The organism is Halorussus limi (assembly GCF_023238205.1).
Taxonomy (GTDB): domain Archaea; phylum Halobacteriota; class Halobacteria; order Halobacteriales; family Haladaptataceae; genus Halorussus; species Halorussus limi.
This window is the reverse complement of the sequence record NZ_CP096661.1, coordinates 1-18037: the sequence shown is the minus strand read 5'-3', so window position 1 is coordinate 18037 and position 18037 is coordinate 1. Positions and strand designations below refer to the sequence as shown.

15 protein-coding genes and 1 pseudogene are annotated in these 18037 nt (G+C 62.6%); 10 read left to right on the top strand and 6 right to left on the bottom strand.

Annotation, left to right across the window (positions count from 1 at the left end; all coding sequences use genetic code 11):
- Nucleotides 1–23: 23 nt before the first annotated feature.
- Together M0R89_RS20280 and nagZ are read left to right on the top strand one after the other, a co-directional pair.
- Nucleotides 24–1190, top strand: coding sequence for an exo-beta-N-acetylmuramidase NamZ family protein (locus M0R89_RS20280; RefSeq protein WP_248652841.1), 1167 nt, complete (start codon nucleotides 24–26; stop codon nucleotides 1188–1190).
- A gap of 5 nt (nucleotides 1191–1195) precedes the next feature.
- Entirely contained in the window at nucleotides 1196–2785 is a 1590-nt protein-coding gene (nagZ, locus tag M0R89_RS20275; RefSeq protein ID WP_248652840.1) for a beta-N-acetylhexosaminidase, read from the top strand.
- Nucleotides 2786–2797: 12 nt separating this feature from the next.
- On the opposite strand, the gene M0R89_RS20270 is transcribed toward nagZ, so the two are convergent.
- Nucleotides 2798–3598, bottom strand: a complete 801-nt coding sequence (locus tag M0R89_RS20270; RefSeq protein ID WP_248652839.1) for a creatininase family protein — start codon at nucleotides 3596–3598, stop codon at nucleotides 2798–2800.
- A gap of 179 nt (nucleotides 3599–3777) precedes the next feature.
- Between M0R89_RS20270 and M0R89_RS20265 the strand changes: the two genes are divergently transcribed.
- Nucleotides 3778–4962: a glycoside hydrolase family 18 protein gene (locus M0R89_RS20265; protein ID WP_248652838.1), complete on the top strand. Its 1185-nt coding sequence runs from the start codon at nucleotides 3778–3780 to the stop codon at nucleotides 4960–4962.
- Nucleotides 4963–5138: 176 nt separating this feature from the next.
- A complete protein-coding gene (locus M0R89_RS20260; protein ID WP_248652837.1) occupies nucleotides 5139–6305 on the top strand; it encodes a glycoside hydrolase family 18 protein in 1167 nt (388 codons plus the stop codon).
- A gap of 159 nt (nucleotides 6306–6464) precedes the next feature.
- Here M0R89_RS20260 and M0R89_RS20255 read toward each other — a convergent pair whose 3' ends face one another.
- Nucleotides 6465–7226 carry an IclR family transcriptional regulator gene (locus M0R89_RS20255; RefSeq protein WP_248652836.1) on the bottom strand — a complete coding sequence of 254 codons (762 nt, stop codon included), beginning with the start codon at nucleotides 7224–7226 and terminating at the stop codon, nucleotides 6465–6467.
- Between the two features lie 630 nt (nucleotides 7227–7856).
- Between M0R89_RS20255 and rdfA the strand changes: the two genes are divergently transcribed.
- Both rdfA and M0R89_RS20245 read left to right on the top strand, forming a co-directional pair.
- Nucleotides 7857–8498, top strand: coding sequence for a rod-determining factor RdfA (gene rdfA / locus M0R89_RS20250; protein ID WP_248652835.1), 642 nt, complete (start codon nucleotides 7857–7859; stop codon nucleotides 8496–8498).
- Between the two features lie 93 nt (nucleotides 8499–8591).
- Nucleotides 8592–10547 (top strand): archaea-specific SMC-related protein, encoded by a 1956-nt coding sequence (locus tag M0R89_RS20245; RefSeq protein WP_248652834.1) that lies wholly within the window; start codon nucleotides 8592–8594, stop codon nucleotides 10545–10547.
- Between the two features lie 127 nt (nucleotides 10548–10674).
- Here the strand turns inward: M0R89_RS20245 and M0R89_RS20240 are convergent, their stop codons facing one another.
- On the bottom strand, nucleotides 10675–11526 hold the full coding sequence (locus M0R89_RS20240) for a DUF7351 domain-containing protein (RefSeq protein ID WP_248652833.1): 852 nt from the start codon (nucleotides 11524–11526) through the stop codon (nucleotides 10675–10677).
- A 103-nt stretch (nucleotides 11527–11629) separates the two neighbouring features.
- Between M0R89_RS20240 and M0R89_RS20235 the strand changes: the two genes are divergently transcribed.
- Nucleotides 11630–12055 (top strand): DUF5788 family protein, encoded by a 426-nt coding sequence (locus M0R89_RS20235; protein ID WP_248652832.1) that lies wholly within the window; start codon nucleotides 11630–11632, stop codon nucleotides 12053–12055.
- Between the two features lie 347 nt (nucleotides 12056–12402).
- Here M0R89_RS20235 and fni read toward each other — a convergent pair whose 3' ends face one another.
- A complete protein-coding gene (gene fni, locus M0R89_RS20230; protein WP_248652831.1) occupies nucleotides 12403–13464 on the bottom strand; it encodes a type 2 isopentenyl-diphosphate Delta-isomerase in 1062 nt (353 codons plus the stop codon).
- Nucleotides 13465–13566: 102 nt separating this feature from the next.
- On the opposite strand from fni, the gene M0R89_RS20225 reads away from it, so the two are divergent.
- The 3 genes and pseudogenes from M0R89_RS20225 to M0R89_RS20215 all read left to right on the top strand — a co-directional run bounded on the left by M0R89_RS20225 (nucleotide 13567) and on the right by M0R89_RS20215 (nucleotide 16359).
- Complete coding sequence (locus tag M0R89_RS20225) at nucleotides 13567–14280, top strand: HAD family hydrolase (protein WP_248652830.1); 714 nt, start codon at nucleotides 13567–13569, stop codon at nucleotides 14278–14280.
- A 109-nt stretch (nucleotides 14281–14389) separates the two neighbouring features.
- Nucleotides 14390–14806, top strand: a pseudogene (locus M0R89_RS20220) (transposase); the annotation flags it as partial.
- A 407-nt stretch (nucleotides 14807–15213) separates the two neighbouring features.
- Nucleotides 15214–16359, top strand: a complete 1146-nt coding sequence (locus tag M0R89_RS20215; RefSeq protein ID WP_248652829.1) for a tyrosine-type recombinase/integrase — start codon at nucleotides 15214–15216, stop codon at nucleotides 16357–16359.
- A 142-nt stretch (nucleotides 16360–16501) separates the two neighbouring features.
- Here the strand turns inward: M0R89_RS20215 and M0R89_RS20210 are convergent, their stop codons facing one another.
- Together M0R89_RS20210 and M0R89_RS20205 are read right to left on the bottom strand one after the other, a co-directional pair.
- Nucleotides 16502–16939, bottom strand: coding sequence for a DUF7970 domain-containing protein (locus tag M0R89_RS20210; protein ID WP_248652828.1), 438 nt, complete (start codon nucleotides 16937–16939; stop codon nucleotides 16502–16504).
- A complete protein-coding gene (locus M0R89_RS20205) occupies nucleotides 16936–17766 on the bottom strand; it encodes a ParA family protein (protein WP_248652827.1) in 831 nt (276 codons plus the stop codon). Before M0R89_RS20205 ends, M0R89_RS20210 begins: the two co-directional genes overlap by 4 nt.
- Nucleotides 17767–18037 lie beyond the last annotated feature (271 nt).

The following is an 18037-nucleotide window of genomic DNA, read 5'->3' as shown; positions in this document are numbered from 1 at the left end:
CCCGACGGTCCGTTACCGGAAGTATGGTTCAACTGGGCGTAGAACGCTTGTTAGACGACCGCTCCGGCGCGGTCGAGGGCGACCGACTCGGACTCATCACGAACCCCTCCGGGACCGACAGCGACCTCAACACCACAATCGACCTGCTCGACGACCGCGACGCGTTCGACCTCCGGAAACTGTTCGGCCCCGAACACGGCATCCGGGGCGACGCGCAGGCGGGCGTCAAGGTCGACGACAGCACCGACGACCGAACCGGTCTCCCGGTCAAGAGCCTCTACGGCGAACAGCGACAACTCCGCCCGGAGATGGTGTCGGACGTGGACACCGTCATCTACGACATGCAGGACGTCGGGTGTCGCTTCTACACGCTCATCTACACGCTGGCGTACGCGCTCGAAGGCGTCGCCGAGGCCGGAAAGCGCATGGTCGTCCTCGACCGACCGAACCCCATCGCGCCGGTGTCGGTCACGGGCAACCGGGTCGAGGAGTCGGCGTCCTCGTTCGTCGGCGCGTACGAACTCCCCATCGTTCACGGCCTGACGGTCGGCGAACTGGCGACGTACTTCAACGAGGAGTTCGACATCGGCGCGACGCTCGAAGTCGTCGAGATGCGCGACTGGTCGCGTTCGGACTGGTTCTCCGACACCGACCTGCCGTGGGTGTACCCCTCGCCGAACATGCCGACGCCGGGAACCGCGACGCTGTACCCCGGCATGGGCTTCTTCGAGGGGACGAACCTCTCGGAGGGCCGCGGGACGACCAAGCCCTTCGAACTCGTCGGCGCGCCGTGGATAGACGCCGCCGAGTGGGCAGCGGAACTGTCGGCCCAGAACCTCGACGGCGTCGCGTTCCGCCCGGCGTACTTCTCCCCGACATTCTCGAAGCACGAACACGAGAACGTGACCGGCGTGCAGGTCCACGTCCTCGACCGCGACGCCGTGGACCCCGTGATGGTCGGTCTCACGGTCCTCGCGTCGGCGTTCACCTCTCACGACGAGTGCGAGTGGATAAAGTACGACGACGAGTTCTTCGTGGACAAACTCGCCGGCGGTAGCTACCTGCGCGAGACTATCGACGCCGCCGACTCTACGAGCGAACCCCGCGAAATCGCGGCGGACGTCACCGCCCACTGGGAGGACGACCTCGCCGAGTTCGCCGACGTGCGCGGGAAGTACCTCCGCTACTGAGTGCGATGGACGCTAACACGACTCATTCCGACGTCGAATCGACCGTTTCGTCGCTGTCGCTCGACGCGAAGGTGGGACAGTTATTCGTCGCTGGTTTCGACGGGACCGCTCCGACCGCCGAAATCGAGGCGCTGGTCGCCGAGCGCCACCTCGGCAGCGTCATCTACTTCAGTCGCAACGTCGAGTCGCCCGCCCAACTCCGGACGCTCTCTCGGACGCTACAGGGGTTCGTGCCCGACGGCGGGCCGCCGCTGCTCGTAAGCATCGACCAGGAGGGCGGCCGGGTCGCGCGACTCTCGTGGGGGACCCAACAGCCGAGCGCGATGGCGTTCGGCGCGGCCGACGACCCCGAATTGGCGGTGCGGGCCGGCCGAGCGGTCGGGCGCGAACTCCGGTCGCTGGGCATCGACGTGGACCTCGCGCCCGTCCTCGACGTGAACAACAACCCCGACAACCCGGTCATCGGCGTTCGCTCGTTCGGCGAGCGTCCCGAGACCGTCGCGGAACTCGGCACCGCGTTCGCCGACGGGTTACAGGACGCGAACGTCGTGGCCTGCGGGAAGCACTTCCCGGGACACGGCGACACCGCGATCGATTCCCACCGCGACTTGCCGGTCATCGACCACGACCGCGACCGCCTCGACCGCGTCGAACTCCGGCCGTTTCGCCGGGCCGTCGACGCCGGTATCGGCGCCGTCATGACGACTCACGTCGCGTTCCCGACCATCGCGGCGGACGCCGAGCGCCCGGCGACGCTCTCGCCCCGCGTCGTCACGGGTCTCCTCCGCGAGGAACTCGGCTTCGACGGACTCGTCTTCACCGACTGCATGGAGATGGACGCCATCGCCGACGGCGTCGGGACGGTCGAAGGCTGCGTGCAGGCGGTCGAAGCGGGCTGTGACCAGATTTGCGTCTCACACACGCCGGAGAAACAGCGCGCGGCCATCGACGCCGTCGTGGCCGCCGTCGAATCCGGACGTATTTCGGAGTCGCGCATCGACGAATCGGTCCGGCGCGTTCTCCGGGCGAAGCGGGCGTACGGCGCGGGCACCGTCGGCGACGAAGCGGAGTCGGAGGCCGCCGCCTCGGACTGTCGCGCCGTCGCGCGGAGCGTCGCCGAACGCGCCGTCACGCTCGTCCGCGACGACGGCGACGCCCTGCCGCTTCCCCGGGAACCCGTCTCGGTTTACGAGTTCGACGCCACCCGGAGTTCGCTCGCCGAGGAACGCCGCGACGACAGCGGTGCGCTCGCAGCGGCGCTCTCGGACGCGGGGGCGACGGTGGACGCGACGGTTCTCGACCCCGGCGAGACGCCCGAGTTCGCGGCGTCCGACGCCCCGACGGTCGTGCGAACGTCCGACGCCGCCGCGGACCCCGAGCAGGCGGCCGCGGTTCGGGACCTCCTCGCGGCAGACGCGAGCGCGGTGGTCGTCGCGACCCGCAATCCCTACGACCTCGCCGAGTTCCCGGACGTCGAGACGTATCTGACGACGTACGACGCCACTCCCCCGTCGCTCGCGGCCGTCGCGGAGGTGCTCGTCGGCGACCGGGAACCGACCGGCCGACTCCCGGTCACGATGCCCGACGAGCGGTGAGTCGGTCCCGACCTATCGCGCCTGCTCGGAGACCGACCGGAACACGTCGGCCAGTTCGTCGCCCAGTCGGTCGAACAACTCCTCGCCTTTCTCTGCGCTCGCCAACGACGGGTCGCCGATAGCGCCCGACGCGGAGTACTCCTCGAACTCCCGGTAGGTCGAGAGCGCGCCGCCGACGAGCAGGTCCTGCGTCCCGCGCTCGTACGGTTCGTCGAGGTACTCGGCGTCCGCCTCCGCCATCGTCACGAGGTCTGGGTGGAGGTGGAGCAAGAGCGAGGTTTCGAACTCGCCGCCGTGAGCCATGCCGCCCACGTCGCTCTCCCGAATCTCGTCGATGAACGGTTCCGCGAGTTGGAAGTACGTCAGCCCGGTCACTTCCGCGTCGGGGTGCGATTTCCCCACCGTACTCACGACGTTGTCGATGATGGAGGCGTTGCCCCCGTGCCCGTTGACGAAGCAGATGCCGTCGAATCCGCTTTCGAGCGCGCTGTCGGCCACGTCCTCCAAGACTGCGAGGAGATCCTCCAGTTCGAGCGTCAACGTGCCGCCCAGCGAGGTGTGGTGGGGCGAGAACCCGGACCAGACCGGCGGCGTCACGAGCACCGGTACGTCGTCCGCGGCGCGTTCCGCGCCGCGGTGAGCGACCGCGTCGGCCAGTAGCGTGTCGGTGGCGACGGGAAGGTGGTGACCGTGCTGTTCGATGCTTCCGACCGGTACGACGACGACCGATCCGTCGGCAGCTCCGGTCTCGCGGATTTCGCGTCGAGTCTTCGCCGCCCACGCGGCGGACGAGGAGCGTCCTGTTGGGAGCATAGGTACCAATGCTCGTGTCGGCCGTATATCTATTGGGGTTCCCGAGACCGGATTTGCGTCCGGGATGGCCGGGCGGTTACGCTCGGTCTCACCGGGGCGAGTTGTGGCGGGCCGTCGCGCGGCTCTGTGATGTCACAACGTACCAAGTTTTATCACGGTCGAAACCGTTAGATAATCCGATGTCCGAGCAAAAAGTAAGCAATCAGCGGCGCAAATTCATGAAACGCACCGGTGCGCTGGCAGCGCTGTCGACGGTCGGCGGCGTCGCCGGAGCGAGTAGTGGGTCGAGCGAGAGCGGTCCTTCGTCGGGGAAGCGAGTCGTCGGCTACTACCCTTCGTGGGCGGGCGACTACTCGCCCCGAGACGTACCGTACGACAAACTCACCCACCTCAACTACGCCTTCCTCGAACCGAAGTCCACCGGAGAGGTCAAACTCGCTGTCAACGGCGATGCCGCGCCCGAACTCCTCGACGAGTTCCGCGCGGTGACTCACGAACAACCCGACACGTCGTTCGTGTTCTCGATACAGGCCGAGTGGTACTCCGGTCGCTTCTCCGACGCCGCGCTCACGGCCGAACGGCGCGAGCGATTCGCCCGGACTGCCATCGAACTCGTGCGCGAGTACAACTTCGACGGTATCGACATCGACTGGGAGTACCCCGACGGCACGATTCGGGAGAGCGACCCGCACAACCTGACGCTCCTCCTGCGCGAAATCCGGAGACAACTCGACGCCGCGGAGCAGGAGGACGGCCAACGATACGAGTTGAGCATGGCGGCGTCGGCCAACCCGTCGATAATCGACACGCAGGAAGTGGGCGCGTTCAGCGACGACGTGGACTACCTCAACGTGATGAACTACGACTTCCACGGGACGTGGGACGACCGGACCCACTTCAACGCGCCGCTCTATCCCGTGCCGGACGCGCCCAACGCGAAACCGTCGTTCACCGCCGACCACGCCATGCGCTACTGGGCCGGGAAACCGATAGCCAAGCGGAAACTCACCTTCGGGCTTCCGTTCTACGGTCGCACCTTCGAGAGCGTCCAGAACGAACACGCCGACGACCACGGTCTGTTCCAGCCGTTCGAGGGCGGTTCCGCCCGCTCGTTCGGGGACATCGCGGAGAACGTCCGGCACGGCACCGACTACGAGTACCACTGGCACCCCGAGGCGCGCGTGCCGTGGCTCTACTCCGAGGCGGACGACGTGTTCATCTCCTACGACGACCGCCACTCCGTCAAGGAGAAGACGAAGTACACGGTCGACAACGGCTTCGGCGGGATGATGTGCTGGGAACTCTCCCAAGACCCCGACAACGTCCTGCTGGAGACGATAGACCGGCACATCTCTCATCCCTGACTGGGACGGCGGTGCTGACCAAGCCGGCGACGCTGACTGGCCGACAGGCCCGCGGCACCTCCGCTCCTTTGCTGCGTACTACACTCGGGGATAGTAAAACCAGCACCTATGGAGAAATAAAATGTGGGTATATCTAGAATAATATTTATTGTCTTCCGTTCTGTTATTTAGGTCGCATGCCAGACGAAGAGAAACCAGCGTCGAGTAGCATCGGACGGAAACTGACCCCGGACGCGTCGCGACGGAAGTTCCTCCGAGGGACGGGGGCCGCGGTGGTGACGGGGGCGCTCGCCTCGAACAGCGCGCAGGCCCACGGCGACTACGGCAATCGCGTCGTCGGCTACTACCCCGCGTGGGCCGGCGATTACTCGCCTGCGGACGTGCCCTACGACAAACTCACGCACCTCAACTTCGCCTTCGTCGAACCCCAGTCGGACGGGACGGTCGCGGTCAGCGACTCGTCGAAGCAGAGCACGCTCGAAGAACTGTCGACGTACGACGACAAGAACACCGTCTTCCTCCTTTCCATCAGTTCCGGGTGGTACTCCGGCACGTTCTCGGACGCCGCGTCGACCGCCGAGCGACGCCAGCGGTTCGCCAAGACCGCCGTCGACCTGATGCTGAAGTACAACTTCGACGGCCTCGACTTGGACTGGGAGTACCCCGACGGGTCGGTGCGGGCCGAGGACCCGCACAACTTCACGCTCCTGCTCGAGGCGTGTCGCAACGAACTCGATTCGCGTGTCGGGTCGTGGGCGCACCTGACGATGGCGGCGTCGCCCAATCCGAACATCGCCGACGACGCGTACGAGGTCGGGACCATCAGCGACTACCTCGACCACGTCAACGTCATGACCTACGACTACCACGGCGACTGGAGCGACGTCACCAACTTCAACGCACCGTTCGACTCGCCGCCCGAGGGTCCCAGTAGTTCGAGTTGGAACACCACCAGCCACATGCAACACTGGGCCGGCAAGCCGATAGCGAACGACAAGCTCCTCATGGGCATGCCGTTCTACGGCCGCTCCTACACCGGCGTCTCGTCCACCAACGACGGCCTGTTCAACTCGTTCGACTCCGCGTCCTCGGAGACGTTCTACAACATCCGGGAGAACATCAAACCGCAGTCTGACTACGAGTACCACTGGCATCCGGACGCGAAGGTGCCGTGGCTCTACTCCGCGGCGGAGAACACGTTCGTCTGCTACGACAACGTCGACTCCATCTCGAACAAGGTGGATTTCGTGAAGAACAACGGGTTCGGCGGAGCGATGTGCTGGGAACTCTCCCAAGACCCCAGCAACACTCTCATCGCCGCGATGCACGACCGACTCCACTGAACCGGACGACCTGCTTCGACAGTATCGACGCGACGGTCGAACGTCGGCACTGCGGGAGGGAGATTACATTCTCGACCTCTCTCGCGCGTCGAACACCGTGCCGCCTCGGCGCATCGGAGACCGTGTCGTGCTCGCGTATCGAACACCCCGCCACGGACCCTACGCGTGGGCCAGTTTCAACTCGATGATGTTCTTCGCCCGCCGGAGTTCCTCCAACAGTCGCTCGTCCGGGTCGGCGTCGATGCGACTCGACGGGCCCGAGACGCTTATCGCGCCGATTACCTGCCCGTTCTCGTTCTTGATGGCGACGGCGACGCAGCGGACGCCGCGGACGCGCTCCTCGCTATCGACGGCGTACCCGGTCTCTCGAATCGTCTCCAGTTCCCTCGCGAGTACCTCGCGGTCGGTTATCGTCTTCGCGGTCTGTGCCGGTAACCCTCGCTGGTCGAGTATCTCCTCGACTCGGCTATCGGGCAGGTACGCGAGGATGGCCTTCCCGAGCGCGGTGGCGTGAAGCGAGACGTGCTTCCCGGGATAGGTGTCGAGCGGAATGGAGGTGTCGGCCTGCGCGTCGTACACGTACACGCCCTGCCCGTCCTCCTCCACGAGGAGGCTGGCCGACTCGTCGGTCTCGGCGGCCAACTCGTCGATTTCCGATTTGGCCACCTCGCAGATTTTCCGTCGGGACCGGGCGTACTCACCGATTTCGAGGAACCTGAGGCTGACGCGGTAGGTGTTGTCGTTCCTGACGACGTACCCTCGCTGGACGAGCGTTCGGAGGTGGTTGTGGACCGTGCTGTCGGGCAAATCGAGGTGGGCGGAGATATCCGTGAGGCAGGCCCCGTCGAGTTCGTGCAGGGTTTCGATGATGTCGAACGACCGGGCTGTCGTCCGAACGGGGGTGTTCGACTCGCCAGTCATTTCCTCTCTCTGAACACGTTCCGGTGGTGACGTAATATAATTTCCTCTGTAGATGTCAGCTGTGTTTGTTCGTAGCTATCTATCCGGCAAGACTGCGCTCGACTATTCGTGCCCCCATTCGTCGGGACTTCGAGCCTATGTGTCTTGTATAGAAATTAAAGAAACAAACAATAGTATGGTCGCGCAACTCACGGAGTTCTCACTCACGACGAACGGACTCGCCCCGCTCGAAGGCGAGAAAACGACGTATTGCTTCGATGTGAACTCGGAGAGCGTTCTAGAGTAAACATATGCCTGCATAGCGCTAATAAGACGGAATAAAAGCACTATTCTGTATCTTGTGCAATTGAGAAAAAGATGTAATTGAGATAAAAATAGAGGGCCAAACCTCGGTTTCGTCCACTGTCACTCAGACTCGGCATCGTCGAGCGATGTCTTCGCGCCAACTGTTATTGTATAATATAAACAATACAGGTGGCCCCTTACCCGGGCGGTCGCTCCCTCGACAGTGACGCGTCGCAGTAGTATTGAAGCCCGACTTCGCGTCGGATAACCGCACGCCGGCGCGACCGAGGCGATGATGCGGAGGACAAAACCGTTTTCCGGCCGTTCTGCGTACTCCCGGTAAGGATGACGGACGAATCTACGGGCGGGTCCGGTCGGGGGACCGCGGCGGACCCCGACCGGCGGAGCAAAGTCGGCCGAGTCATCGCGGAGCGGAACCTCGACGGCTTGGGCGAGGAGTTAGAGCGGCGTTGGACCGGCGACGCCCGAGAGCGCCACAGTCTCCGCGAACTCGCGGACTACTTCAACCGCCGCGTCCTCCGCGCGGCGATGGACGAGCAGGGCATCGATGTCCTTGACGGCGAAGTCGAGAACTTCTACGAACTCCTGACGGGCGAGAGCGTCTCCGGCGGGATGGAGGTCCAGACCGAGCGCCGACTCGAACGCGACGGTCTCGACGTGGCGGCCCTCAAATCGGACTTCGTCTCTCACCAAGCGGTTCACACCTACCTGACGAAGTATCGGGGCGCGGAGTCGACTTCGAACGACTCCGAGTCCAAGACGCCCGAGACTCGGACGACGCTCCAGCAACTCCGGAGTCGAGTACAGGCGGTCACGGAAACGTCGCTCGACGCGCTCCGGAGCGCGGACGAGTTGACCCTCGGGGACTTCGACGTCTACGTCGACGTTCGCATCACGTGCAACGACTGCCAGTCGCAGTACTCGGTCGGCGAACTGCTCGACCGCGGTCGCTGTCAGTGCGAGTAGGCCGTCTCTTCACCCGACGCTCGCAAACCGCCGAGCGACCACGGAACCGGACGACGGAAGGACTTATGACCCGCGTAGCGGATAGCATCACGTATGAATTCTACGAGCGGGTTGACGAACACGGCCCGTCTCTCCGTCGAGAACGTCGGCGGCATCGACGAGACGGAACTCGCGCTCGGTCCCGGGGTGAACGTCCTCACCGGCCGCAACGCGACGAACCGAACGTCGACGCTGCAGGCGCTCATGGCCGCCCTCGGGAGCGACAGGGCGAATCTCAAGGCCGACGCCGAACGGGGACACGTGGAACTCACCATCGGCGACGACACCTACACGCGGACGCTCACGCGGACCGACGGTGACGTGGTCGCGACGGGAGAACCGCTGGCCGACGACTCCGTCCTCGGGGACCTCTACGCGTTCCTGCTGGAGGACAACGAGTCGCGGCGAGCGGTCGCCCGAGGCGACGACCTCCGGGAGATAATTATGCGGCCCGTCGACACCGACGAGATACAGGCGGAAATCGACCGACTCGAACGAGAGAAACGCGAACTCGCCGACGACCTCGAAGAGCTCTCCGACCTCGAACGGCGACTGCCCAAACTCGTCGAAGAGGAGACGCAACTCGAACGGGAACTCGAAGAAACCCGCGAAGAACTCGAAGCGAAGAAGGCCGAAATCGACGCCTCGGACGCCGACGTGGACGAGACCCGCGAGGAGAAAGACGCCCTCGAATCGAAACTGGAGGAGCTACAGGAAGTCCGTTCGTCGCTCGAAGACGCGCGCTACGACATCGAAACCGACCGGGAGAGCATCGAGCGACTGCGCGAGGAACTCGACGAGTATCGGGAACAGAAGGAACGACTGCCGGACGCGTCGGCCGAACGAGTCGACGAACTCGACTCGGAGATAGACCGACTCCGCCGGCGGAAACAGGACGTCGAGTCCGACATCACCCAACTCCAGAGCATCATCCAGTTCAACCGGGACATGCTCGAAGACTACGATTCGGACGTCCTCGGGACGCTCGGCGACGCCGACGCGTCGGGCGACGACGCGCTGACCGACCAACTGCTCGGCGACCGTCAGGAGGTCACCTGCTGGACCTGCGGGAGCGCCGTCGAACGCGACCAGATAGAGTCGACGACCGAGCAGATACGAGAGTTCCAGTCGACGAAGCGCGACGAACGTCGCGAACTCGACACTCGGATTTCGGAACTCGTCTCGGAACGCGACGAACTGGAGGACCGACTTCAGACGCGCGAACAGTTGGAGCGACGGATAGCAGAGACCGAGTCCGAAATCGCGGACCGGGAAGAGCGCGTCGAGGAACTGCGAATCGAACGCGAGGGTCTCGAATCGCAACTCGCGACGCTCAACGACGAAGTCGAGTCGCTGCGGAGCGAGGACTACGACGAGATTCTGGACCTCCACCGCGAGGCGAACCAGCTCGAATTCGAGTGCGACCGGCTGAGAGACGAGATTTCGGAGGTCCGGGAGGAGATAGCTCGAATCGAAGGCCGACTCGACGAGCGGGAGTCGCTCGAAGCCGAGCGAGACGAAATCGACGCGGACCTCGAAGAACTGCGGACGCGCGTCTCCCGCATCGAAGGGGAGGCCATCGAAGCGTTCAACCGGCACATGGAGGAACTGCTCGACGTTCTCCACTACTCGAATCTCGACCGCATCTGGCTCGAACGGACTGAAACCGAGGTCCGCGAGGGACGGCGCAAGGTATCGAAGACGACGTTCGACCTGCACGTCGTGCGCAGTACCGAGTCGGGCACCGCCTACGAGGACACCATCGACCACCTGAGCGAGAGCGAGCGTGAGGTGACGGGTCTCGTGTTCGCACTCGCGGGGTTCCTCGTCCACGACGTTCACGAGCGCATGCCGTTCATGCTGTTGGACTCGCTGGAAGCCATCGACTCCGAGCGCATCGCGTCGCTCGTGGAGTACTTCGAGTCCTACGTCGATTACGTGGTCGTCGCACTCCTCCCCGAGGACGCCGACGCTCTCGCGGACGAGTACGAGCGAATCACCGACATCTGAGTGACGGCGCGGCTACACTCGACGGCAAGCTATCTTCTGTTCAGACTCACCGGATGAAACCATACTCGTGAACTGGAGCGAGAACGCGAGAGCGCTCGACTGAGTGGAGGCCAAGGACGGGGACGTGTTACGGATACTCAGTCGAGACGACAGTGCCGTCCCCGTCGAGTGTGACGCGGAGTTCGTCGTCGTCGTAAGTTACGTCGATTCGGAGGCGGAGGGGGTCCGTAGAGAGAACCGTCTCGCTCCCGGGTTCACAAAAGTCGAGTGCCCAGAACGGCGTCGTCCGGATGTCGACCCCGCGCTCGTGGTAGAATGCCCGAACGGTAGAGTGGCCGAGTACGAACAGGCCGACGGGAACGCCGTGGTGGAGGCCACAGCGGTGGCACTCGCCGTGATAATGGTAGTGGTCCTCGCGTACACCGCCGTACCGAATATCGCCGTCGACGTGTCCGGAACAGTCCGCACAGATTCCCTGACGGGTCAGCGCGCTCCACTGATTCTGTAGCACGGCGACCTGTTCGACCACGGCGTCGTCCGGATGAGAGTCGAGGACACTCGGTGGCACCGACAGCGGAATAGTGTGGTTGTCGGTCCCGCAGGTGAGCCAGAGGTTCCCGTCCTCGTAGACGAGTTGAACGGACTCGTCACAGTACTGGCAGTCGCCGGGTGCGTCGACTGGCCCCCACTCCCAGTCGGGGTCGAAGACGCCGGAGGCGACTGTCGAGAGGATTACCATGCCGACGTGAGAGAGTCGGTATCCCGCCGGCCCCTTCACGAGCAGGTCACCCAGTCGGTCGAGGTGATAGTTGAAGTTACCGTTGTCGCGGACGCCGACGGTCGTGCGGAGTTCGTTGTATTCGAGCCACGGATCGGCCGGCGTCTCTTCGTATGCGTTCGCCAGCGCTTGGAGAGTATCGATCCTGGTCGAGTTGCTCAAAATGTCGAAAAACTCGTCCGAGTCCATCGTTCCGCCCATCTTTCAGAGCTACGCCCCTGCCCCTTAAGCGTTGATGACAATATATTAAGAGTAATTCGTTGCTCGGAACGCCTATCCTCCAACCGAGTGACGCTTCGAACAGATGATGACGCAACGAATGAGCGAACAGCAGCGCACGGAACTGCTAGAACAGGTGTACCAGAACAGCGGGACCATCGGCAGTTCGATTCCGGAGACGGTCCGAATCGAAGACGAGACCGTCCCCCTCCGCGAGTTCTACTTCGAGATTGCCGACCGCGACCACCTGCAGGAGACGGAGCGCGAACGCATCCGCGAAGTACTCTCGTATCTCCGCCGGCAGCGATTGCAGCTGATTCGTCGGGTTCGGGAGCGTGAAGTCGACTACGAGACCGGACAGTCGCTGGTCCCCAGAATTCAGAGCCTCGACCGGGCCATCAACGCCTTCGAGTCGCTGGACGAACCGCGCTTCGAAGAGCAGGTGAGACGGGAGAAAATCGAGTCGGCGCGTGAACTGGTCGACCTCATGCAGGAACTCGGAAAGCTCTGAGGGCGTTTCGGGAGCCACTGGCTCTGATCAACCGATGCAGTGACCAGCGATTCTGTGTTGAAGTCGTGCTAGTCTCGACACCGGCGACTCCTCAGAAGTTGAGGTCGGTCGTCTCAATCCATACGGTCTGCGCTCCTCGATAAAATTCAGTCTGTATCCCTGTTCTCGCCGAAGTTCTGGTAATCGAATCGGCTGTCGCCGCCGTATCGCGTCCCGACAGCCAAACTGTTCTGAATATGGCTCTATACCCCAATTCCAACAATCTTGGTTGTCGAGTCCGTCCGTGTACAAGTCGCTATATCTGTTCGACCAACGGCAATGCCGAAAGCCACCGAAAAATCGCTATGCTAGCATTGGTCGACGAACTCTTTCGTCGGTCCCAAAAGGACGTAATCGGTGTCTTGCAACGCCTTGACGGAGTCTGATCCGGTGACGAACATCGCCGTCTTCAGTTCGGCGACGAGATCGCCGACCGTGTCGATAACTGCTTCAGGGCCGGTCCCTGCTGGCTGTAAGAAAGGCTTTGCCAGCCCACCAGCCTGTGCGCCTAACGCGATGGCTTTGGCGATATCGAGTCCAGACCTGACGCCGCCGCTAGCGACCACGCACGGATGGACGTCTGCCGTCTTGAGGGTGCTAACGGCAGTCGGAATTCCCCAACTCCGGAACCGATTCCCGACTTTTGCGTGGCGGTCTGCTCCGACGGAAGCCGCTCGATACGCCTCGACCCCGGACCACGTCGTTCCGCCCTTGCCGGCAACATCTAATACGTCCACGCCCGCGTCTGCGAGCCTCCGTGCTGTGTCTTGAGAGAGACCATTTCCGGTCTCCTTGACGATAACGGGGACGCTCAGTTCGTTTGCTATCGTCTCGATTCTGGTGAGACAGTTTCTCGCGTCAACGTCACCTTCAGGTTGTGCGGCTTCCTGCAGGAAGTTTAGGTGGATCGCCATCGCGTCAGCTTCGATCATCTCGACCGCTCGTTCGACACCGTCAACGCCGTATTCTGCGAGTTGTGCCGCACCGATATTGCCGTATATAAACGCATCAGGGGCGACGTCGCGGACGACCGTGAACGATTCCAGCAACTCGTCGTTGTTCGGCTCTTCCAACCCTGCCCGCTGACTCCCGACCCCCATCGCGATGCCAGTCTCCTCCGCGGCCGTCGCGAGCGCCCGGTTGATCTTGGTAGTGTTCGGGTGTCCACCGGTCATACTTTCGATGACTATCGGTGCGGCAAGTTTGTGACCACAGAATTCGGTCGAGGTGTCGATGTCGTCTTGATGGATTTCCGGAAGTGCTTCGTGCAGTAACTGAACGTTAGAGAAACCGCTTCCAGTCGTCTCGACGTCTTCTTCGAGGATAATGTCGATGTGATCGTCTTTTCGTCCGGACGTCTCTGGGTCCATACCCGTATTCGTCAAACGAGCTCCATTAAGTGTCCGATTTTTATCGTCGGACGCTTCAGGCCAGTCGCAAATATATTAAACACTGTCTGATATGTACGATCTATGGCCGCTGAGGTTACGACCGTTCTCTTCGACCTCGACGAGACGCTGTGTGAGTACATCCGTTCGGGGGTAGAACGACTGGCAGAGGCGTTCGAACGAGCGGATGTCGAACCGTATTTCACGTACGACGAATATGTGAGAGAGGTTAACGAGGTTGGCGGGACGGAAAGCGATATTCGCCGCCGTGAATCGTGCTTCGTGAAGCTCGCACGTAAGAAGGGATTTGACGAGTCGATCGGCCTCCGTGTTGCGGACGCGTACGAAGCCCTCACCGACTACACGGAAATGCAACTCCTTCCTGATGCAGAACAGGTTCTCGACACGCTGGCGGACCAGTATCAACTCGGACTCGTGACGAACGGAGGACCGGATACCCAGTCGCCAAAGATAGACGCACTCGACATCCGAGAGAGGTTCGACACAATCATTCTTGCAGGGTACGAGACCGCCGCGAAACCACATCCTGAACCGTTCCAGCAGGCGCTTTCGGAGTTCGATGCAACCAAAGAACAGACAGTCTATATCGGGAATTCCCTGTCATCGGACATTGTGGGCGCAAACAAGTATGGACTTCAGTCAGTCTGGAAGCCCCACGCACGGTCTTTAGATGACGTGAATCCGACTGCGAAACCCACCTCGTCTTCTGTCGAGATACCGGACTATCAGATAGACTCACTCCAAGACCTCACGGAGCGACCGTGGCAATCGGAGTAAGTTGCGAACAGTCAGTCCGCGCCTGACTCTTCGCAGAGGGTCGAGTCGGACCGGTAGTGCGCCATTCTTCTTTCCGGCGCCGACTCGTCTTGTGACGCCACGAAAATCTCGTAATCTGAAGCGAGATCAGGACTACTACACCACCGACCGGAAACTCCATCTAAGAAACGACGAGTGGCACCCGACCACGATGGTGTATATACGGAAGAAAAACTCTGACCGAACAGATTACGGGCAGTACGCTGTCTTCATGACGAATGCCTCAGCGGGAGCAGTAAAGGAATATCACTATCGCTGGGAGATTGAGAGCGGCTACAAGTCGATCAAGCGCTTCACGCCTGCAACTGCCGCGAAGGACTTCGGACTGCGGTTCTTCTATTTCGCATTCGCCTGCCTGCTGTACTCCATCTGGCGGGCGGTCGATCTGCTCGTGCAGGTCGCGCTGACCGACGAATACGAGCACGCGCCGATGGTGTCTGCCGATAACACGCTGACGCTGCTGAAAAAAGAGACGGGTATTGGGTAGAAGGATTCTCAGACCGGTTGAATACCGATTTTTAGAGTGGCAACGCTAGTGGTAGTTTGAGGGAACAACCAAAATAGTTAGCAGTGTGGTAAGATTGCGTACTCGAGAGACGATTTGAGGGAGTTTCGATCACTAATTCGTCCAATACCACGCATTAGAGGCCCGCTAAACCCACTGTAGTCTCAACTTTCACGACTCCCAATTACGTATATCGAATTACGATTTAAAATCCTCCATTCGAAACTGAAATGGCTATTTTCCTGTCCTATGGGGCCTCTAATCCCCGAATCGCCGACGAAATTGCGCACTTGTGATTAGCGCAGGAATCACAAGTAACTATTAGTGCCCCGACGCCCTCGGTGACGCACGAAACCGCCGATTCGGACAGAGCTCCGGAGAAACCCGACATGACGAAATCAGACCAATCGCTCGACGCACCGCTCGCGGACTACCTCACCGACAAGTCGAAGGGAAACGACTCGGGCAACTACCGGCGAAACGCCGAACGCGTCCTCCGGGAGTGGCTCTCGTGGACGCGCGACCGGCGGAGTGCCGACACGTTCGCGGCGCTGGACGTGGACGACCTCGAAGCCTACGCCCGTCACCTCAAGCGTCGGACGAACGACGCCGACGGCCTCGCGCCCGCCTCGGCGCGCAAGTACTTCGACTACGTGCGGGCCTACCTCTCGTGGTGCCAGCGGCGCGAACACCTCGCGGACAACCCCGCCGCGAAGCGCCGCGCGACCGGCGCGCTCCCGGACGACGACCGACGGAGCGAACACGGCCAGCAACTCTGGTCGCCCGCCCAACGGAACGCCATCGTGGAGTACGCCGACGAGCGCGCCCGCGAGGCGATAGACGAGACGGGGTCGAACGCGCTCGCCGAGGCGCGCGACCGCGCGTTCGTCGCGACCATCGCGTATTCGGGCGTGCGCGGCGGCGAAGTCCTGCGCGACCGCAACGACGCCCGCCGCGAGGGCGTGCGCTGGAAGGACGTGGACCTCGACGCGGGAACCATGACCGTACTGGAAAAGGGGTCTCAAGAGTACCGCCAGACGGGCGTTCCCCGGCAAGCCGTCTCGGCGCTCGACCGGTGGCAGACTGTCTTCGACCCGCCGAGCGAGGAGTGGCCGGTGTTTCCGACTCTACACGCTCCGTCGCTCTCGTCGGCGGTCGCGGACGGTCTCGACGCCGCGGGGTACACCGACGAGGAAATCGAGGCGATGCGCGACGACGCGACCGCGCTCGAACTCTGCTACGCCGAGGATATCGCACCGCCTGCGCTGACGACCGCGGGTGGTCGGAACCTAATGCGGCGGCTCTCGAAGGCAGCGGACGTGCCGGGCCTCGACACCGAGGACGGCGAGTATCTCGAACTCCACGGCGGGCGGCGCGGTGCCGGCGACACGCTCGTCCGCCGGAAGGGGTGGGAGCAGGCACAGAAACACCTGCTTCACGCCGACCCCAAGACGACGATGGAGGCGTACTCCCACATCTCGGCCGAGGAAACCGCCGACGAGGCGAGCGAAGCGTTCGACGAGTCGGACGGATAGAGGATGCCGTCCGTAAACGGAAGAGCGATATACGAACTTTCGGTCGCGGACGACCGAGGGCCGGGCGCTCTACGACGGAGAAGCGCCGTAAGTCCGGATTGGCGATAACAGAACCGCGCGACCGATTTCGACTCCCGACCGATTACACGTACTCGCAACCCCACTCGTCCAACAGTTCGGCGACCTCCTCGGGGTGGTTCATCGCCACGAGATACGCGGCCTCGCGCACGTCGGTCAGGTACGTGTCGTATCCGGTTTCGGTCTCGATTTCGCGCTGGAACTCGGACTCGCGGTCCTGCACGAAGTCCCGGAGGTAGAACTGCACCATCTCCCGGTCGCTCTTGACGCTGTTGCGCTCGACCGCCCACGGGAGTCCGTCGTCGCCTCGCGAGTTGTCGGTCGAGTCGTCCGAGTCGCGTTCGGTCCAGTCGTCTTCCGTCTCTCGGGAGACGCTCGTAGCTGCTACCGGTCGCTCGTCCCCGTCGGTCCCGCCGGAATCAGCGTCGCCCGACTCGCCCGATGAATCGCCGTCTAGCGGGTCGTCGTCGCCGAACGGGTCGCCGCCGGTGCCCTCCTTCATAGCTCCCCACGCTCCTCCAACACGGTCGCGAGTTCGTCGAGTTTGTCCAGCGTCTCGCGCTCGTGGTCGCGCTCCCGGTCGCGGTGTTCCTCGACGTACTGGAACGCGCTGCACCGCTCGGTCCAGCACCCCTCGAAGAGGCTCGACCGCTTGCGGAGCGTGACGGGGTTCGGATACGGCATGTCGTTCACGTCGCCGAGTACCGCTTCCTGGTCGTTGGTGCCCTCGAAGCGATTCACGACGGTCGCCAGCACGCCCACGTCGATGTCGAGGTTCGACTCGATACCCGCGACGACTGACTCCAGTCCGGCGATGGACTCGCCGCCCTTCCCGCTCGGTTCGACCGGGATGACGAGGCTCCGGGTCGCGTCGATGGCGTTGTAGAGGTGCGGACCGCTCGTCGCGGGCGGGTCCACTATCAGCACGTCGTAGTTCTCGGGCACGTCGTTGGCGGCGAGGACGTGCCGGAGGCGGCCGTACTTCGAGAACGACTCGCCGGTCTGTTCGGCGATGGAGGCCGCCTTTTCGAGGAGGTCGCCGAGGCGCTCGAGCATGTTGTGGCTCGGCACCACGTCGATGCCCTCGGTCGTGCGAATCAGGCCGTCGAAGTCGTCCCCGCGGTCTATCATGTGGTGGACGATGGTGTCCACGTCCTCGTCGCTCCGGTCGTCGTCCACGCCGAGGAGGTAGGAGAGACAACCGTCCTGCGGGTCGAGGTCGACGACGAGGACGCGATGGCCGTGGTCGCGGTGCGCACGCGCGAGGTTGGCCGACAGCGTCGTCTTCCCGACGCCCCCGGCCTCGCTGTAAGTCGTGTAGGTCAGCATACGAGGCTAATCAGAGAGTGTCGATATAAATCCTCGTCAGACGAACTGGTTATGCTTGTCAGTTAGGTAGTTCAGTTATTCTATTCAGTTAGGTTGTTGAGTTAGGCTGGGGGGTTATGCTAACTGGTTATGCGGTGGTACTACTCGTCAGGGTCCAGCGCTGGGTATCTCGCTACGGTGCTGAGTCACCCCGAGCGGTTGAGACGGCCAGTTAGGTCTAAGAGTTAGGCTGGCTGATTAGGCTAACTGTCTAGGGTGAACAGTTTGGCTG

Bases quoted from the DNA above. Each gene is read 5' to 3' on its own strand.
- nagZ (WP_248652840.1), top strand. From the start codon at position 1,196: ATGGACGCTAACACGACTCATTCCGACGTCGAATCGACCGTTTCGTCG.
- fni (WP_248652831.1), bottom strand. From the start codon at position 13,464: ATGGACCCAGAGACGTCCGGACGAAAAGACGATCACATCGACATTATC.
- M0R89_RS20260 (WP_248652837.1), top strand. From the start codon at position 5,139: ATGCCAGACGAAGAGAAACCAGCGTCGAGTAGCATCGGACGGAAACTG.
- M0R89_RS20270 (WP_248652839.1), bottom strand. From the start codon at position 3,598: ATGCTCCCAACAGGACGCTCCTCGTCCGCCGCGTGGGCGGCGAAGACT.
- M0R89_RS20240 (WP_248652833.1), bottom strand. From the start codon at position 11,526: ATGGGCGGAACGATGGACTCGGACGAGTTTTTCGACATTTTGAGCAAC.
- M0R89_RS20255 (WP_248652836.1), bottom strand. From the start codon at position 7,226: ATGACTGGCGAGTCGAACACCCCCGTTCGGACGACAGCCCGGTCGTTC.
- M0R89_RS20265 (WP_248652838.1), top strand. From the start codon at position 3,778: ATGTCCGAGCAAAAAGTAAGCAATCAGCGGCGCAAATTCATGAAACGC.
- M0R89_RS20280 (WP_248652841.1), top strand. From the start codon at position 24: ATGGTTCAACTGGGCGTAGAACGCTTGTTAGACGACCGCTCCGGCGCG.
- M0R89_RS20210 (WP_248652828.1), bottom strand. From the start codon at position 16,939: ATGAAGGAGGGCACCGGCGGCGACCCGTTCGGCGACGACGACCCGCTA.
- M0R89_RS20235 (WP_248652832.1), top strand. From the start codon at position 11,630: ATGATGACGCAACGAATGAGCGAACAGCAGCGCACGGAACTGCTAGAA.
- M0R89_RS20205 (WP_248652827.1), bottom strand. From the start codon at position 17,766: ATGCTGACCTACACGACTTACAGCGAGGCCGGGGGCGTCGGGAAGACG.
- M0R89_RS20215 (WP_248652829.1), top strand. From the start codon at position 15,214: ATGACGAAATCAGACCAATCGCTCGACGCACCGCTCGCGGACTACCTC.
- M0R89_RS20245 (WP_248652834.1), top strand. From the start codon at position 8,592: ATGAATTCTACGAGCGGGTTGACGAACACGGCCCGTCTCTCCGTCGAG.
- M0R89_RS20225 (WP_248652830.1), top strand. From the start codon at position 13,567: ATGGCCGCTGAGGTTACGACCGTTCTCTTCGACCTCGACGAGACGCTG.
- rdfA (WP_248652835.1), top strand. From the start codon at position 7,857: ATGACGGACGAATCTACGGGCGGGTCCGGTCGGGGGACCGCGGCGGAC.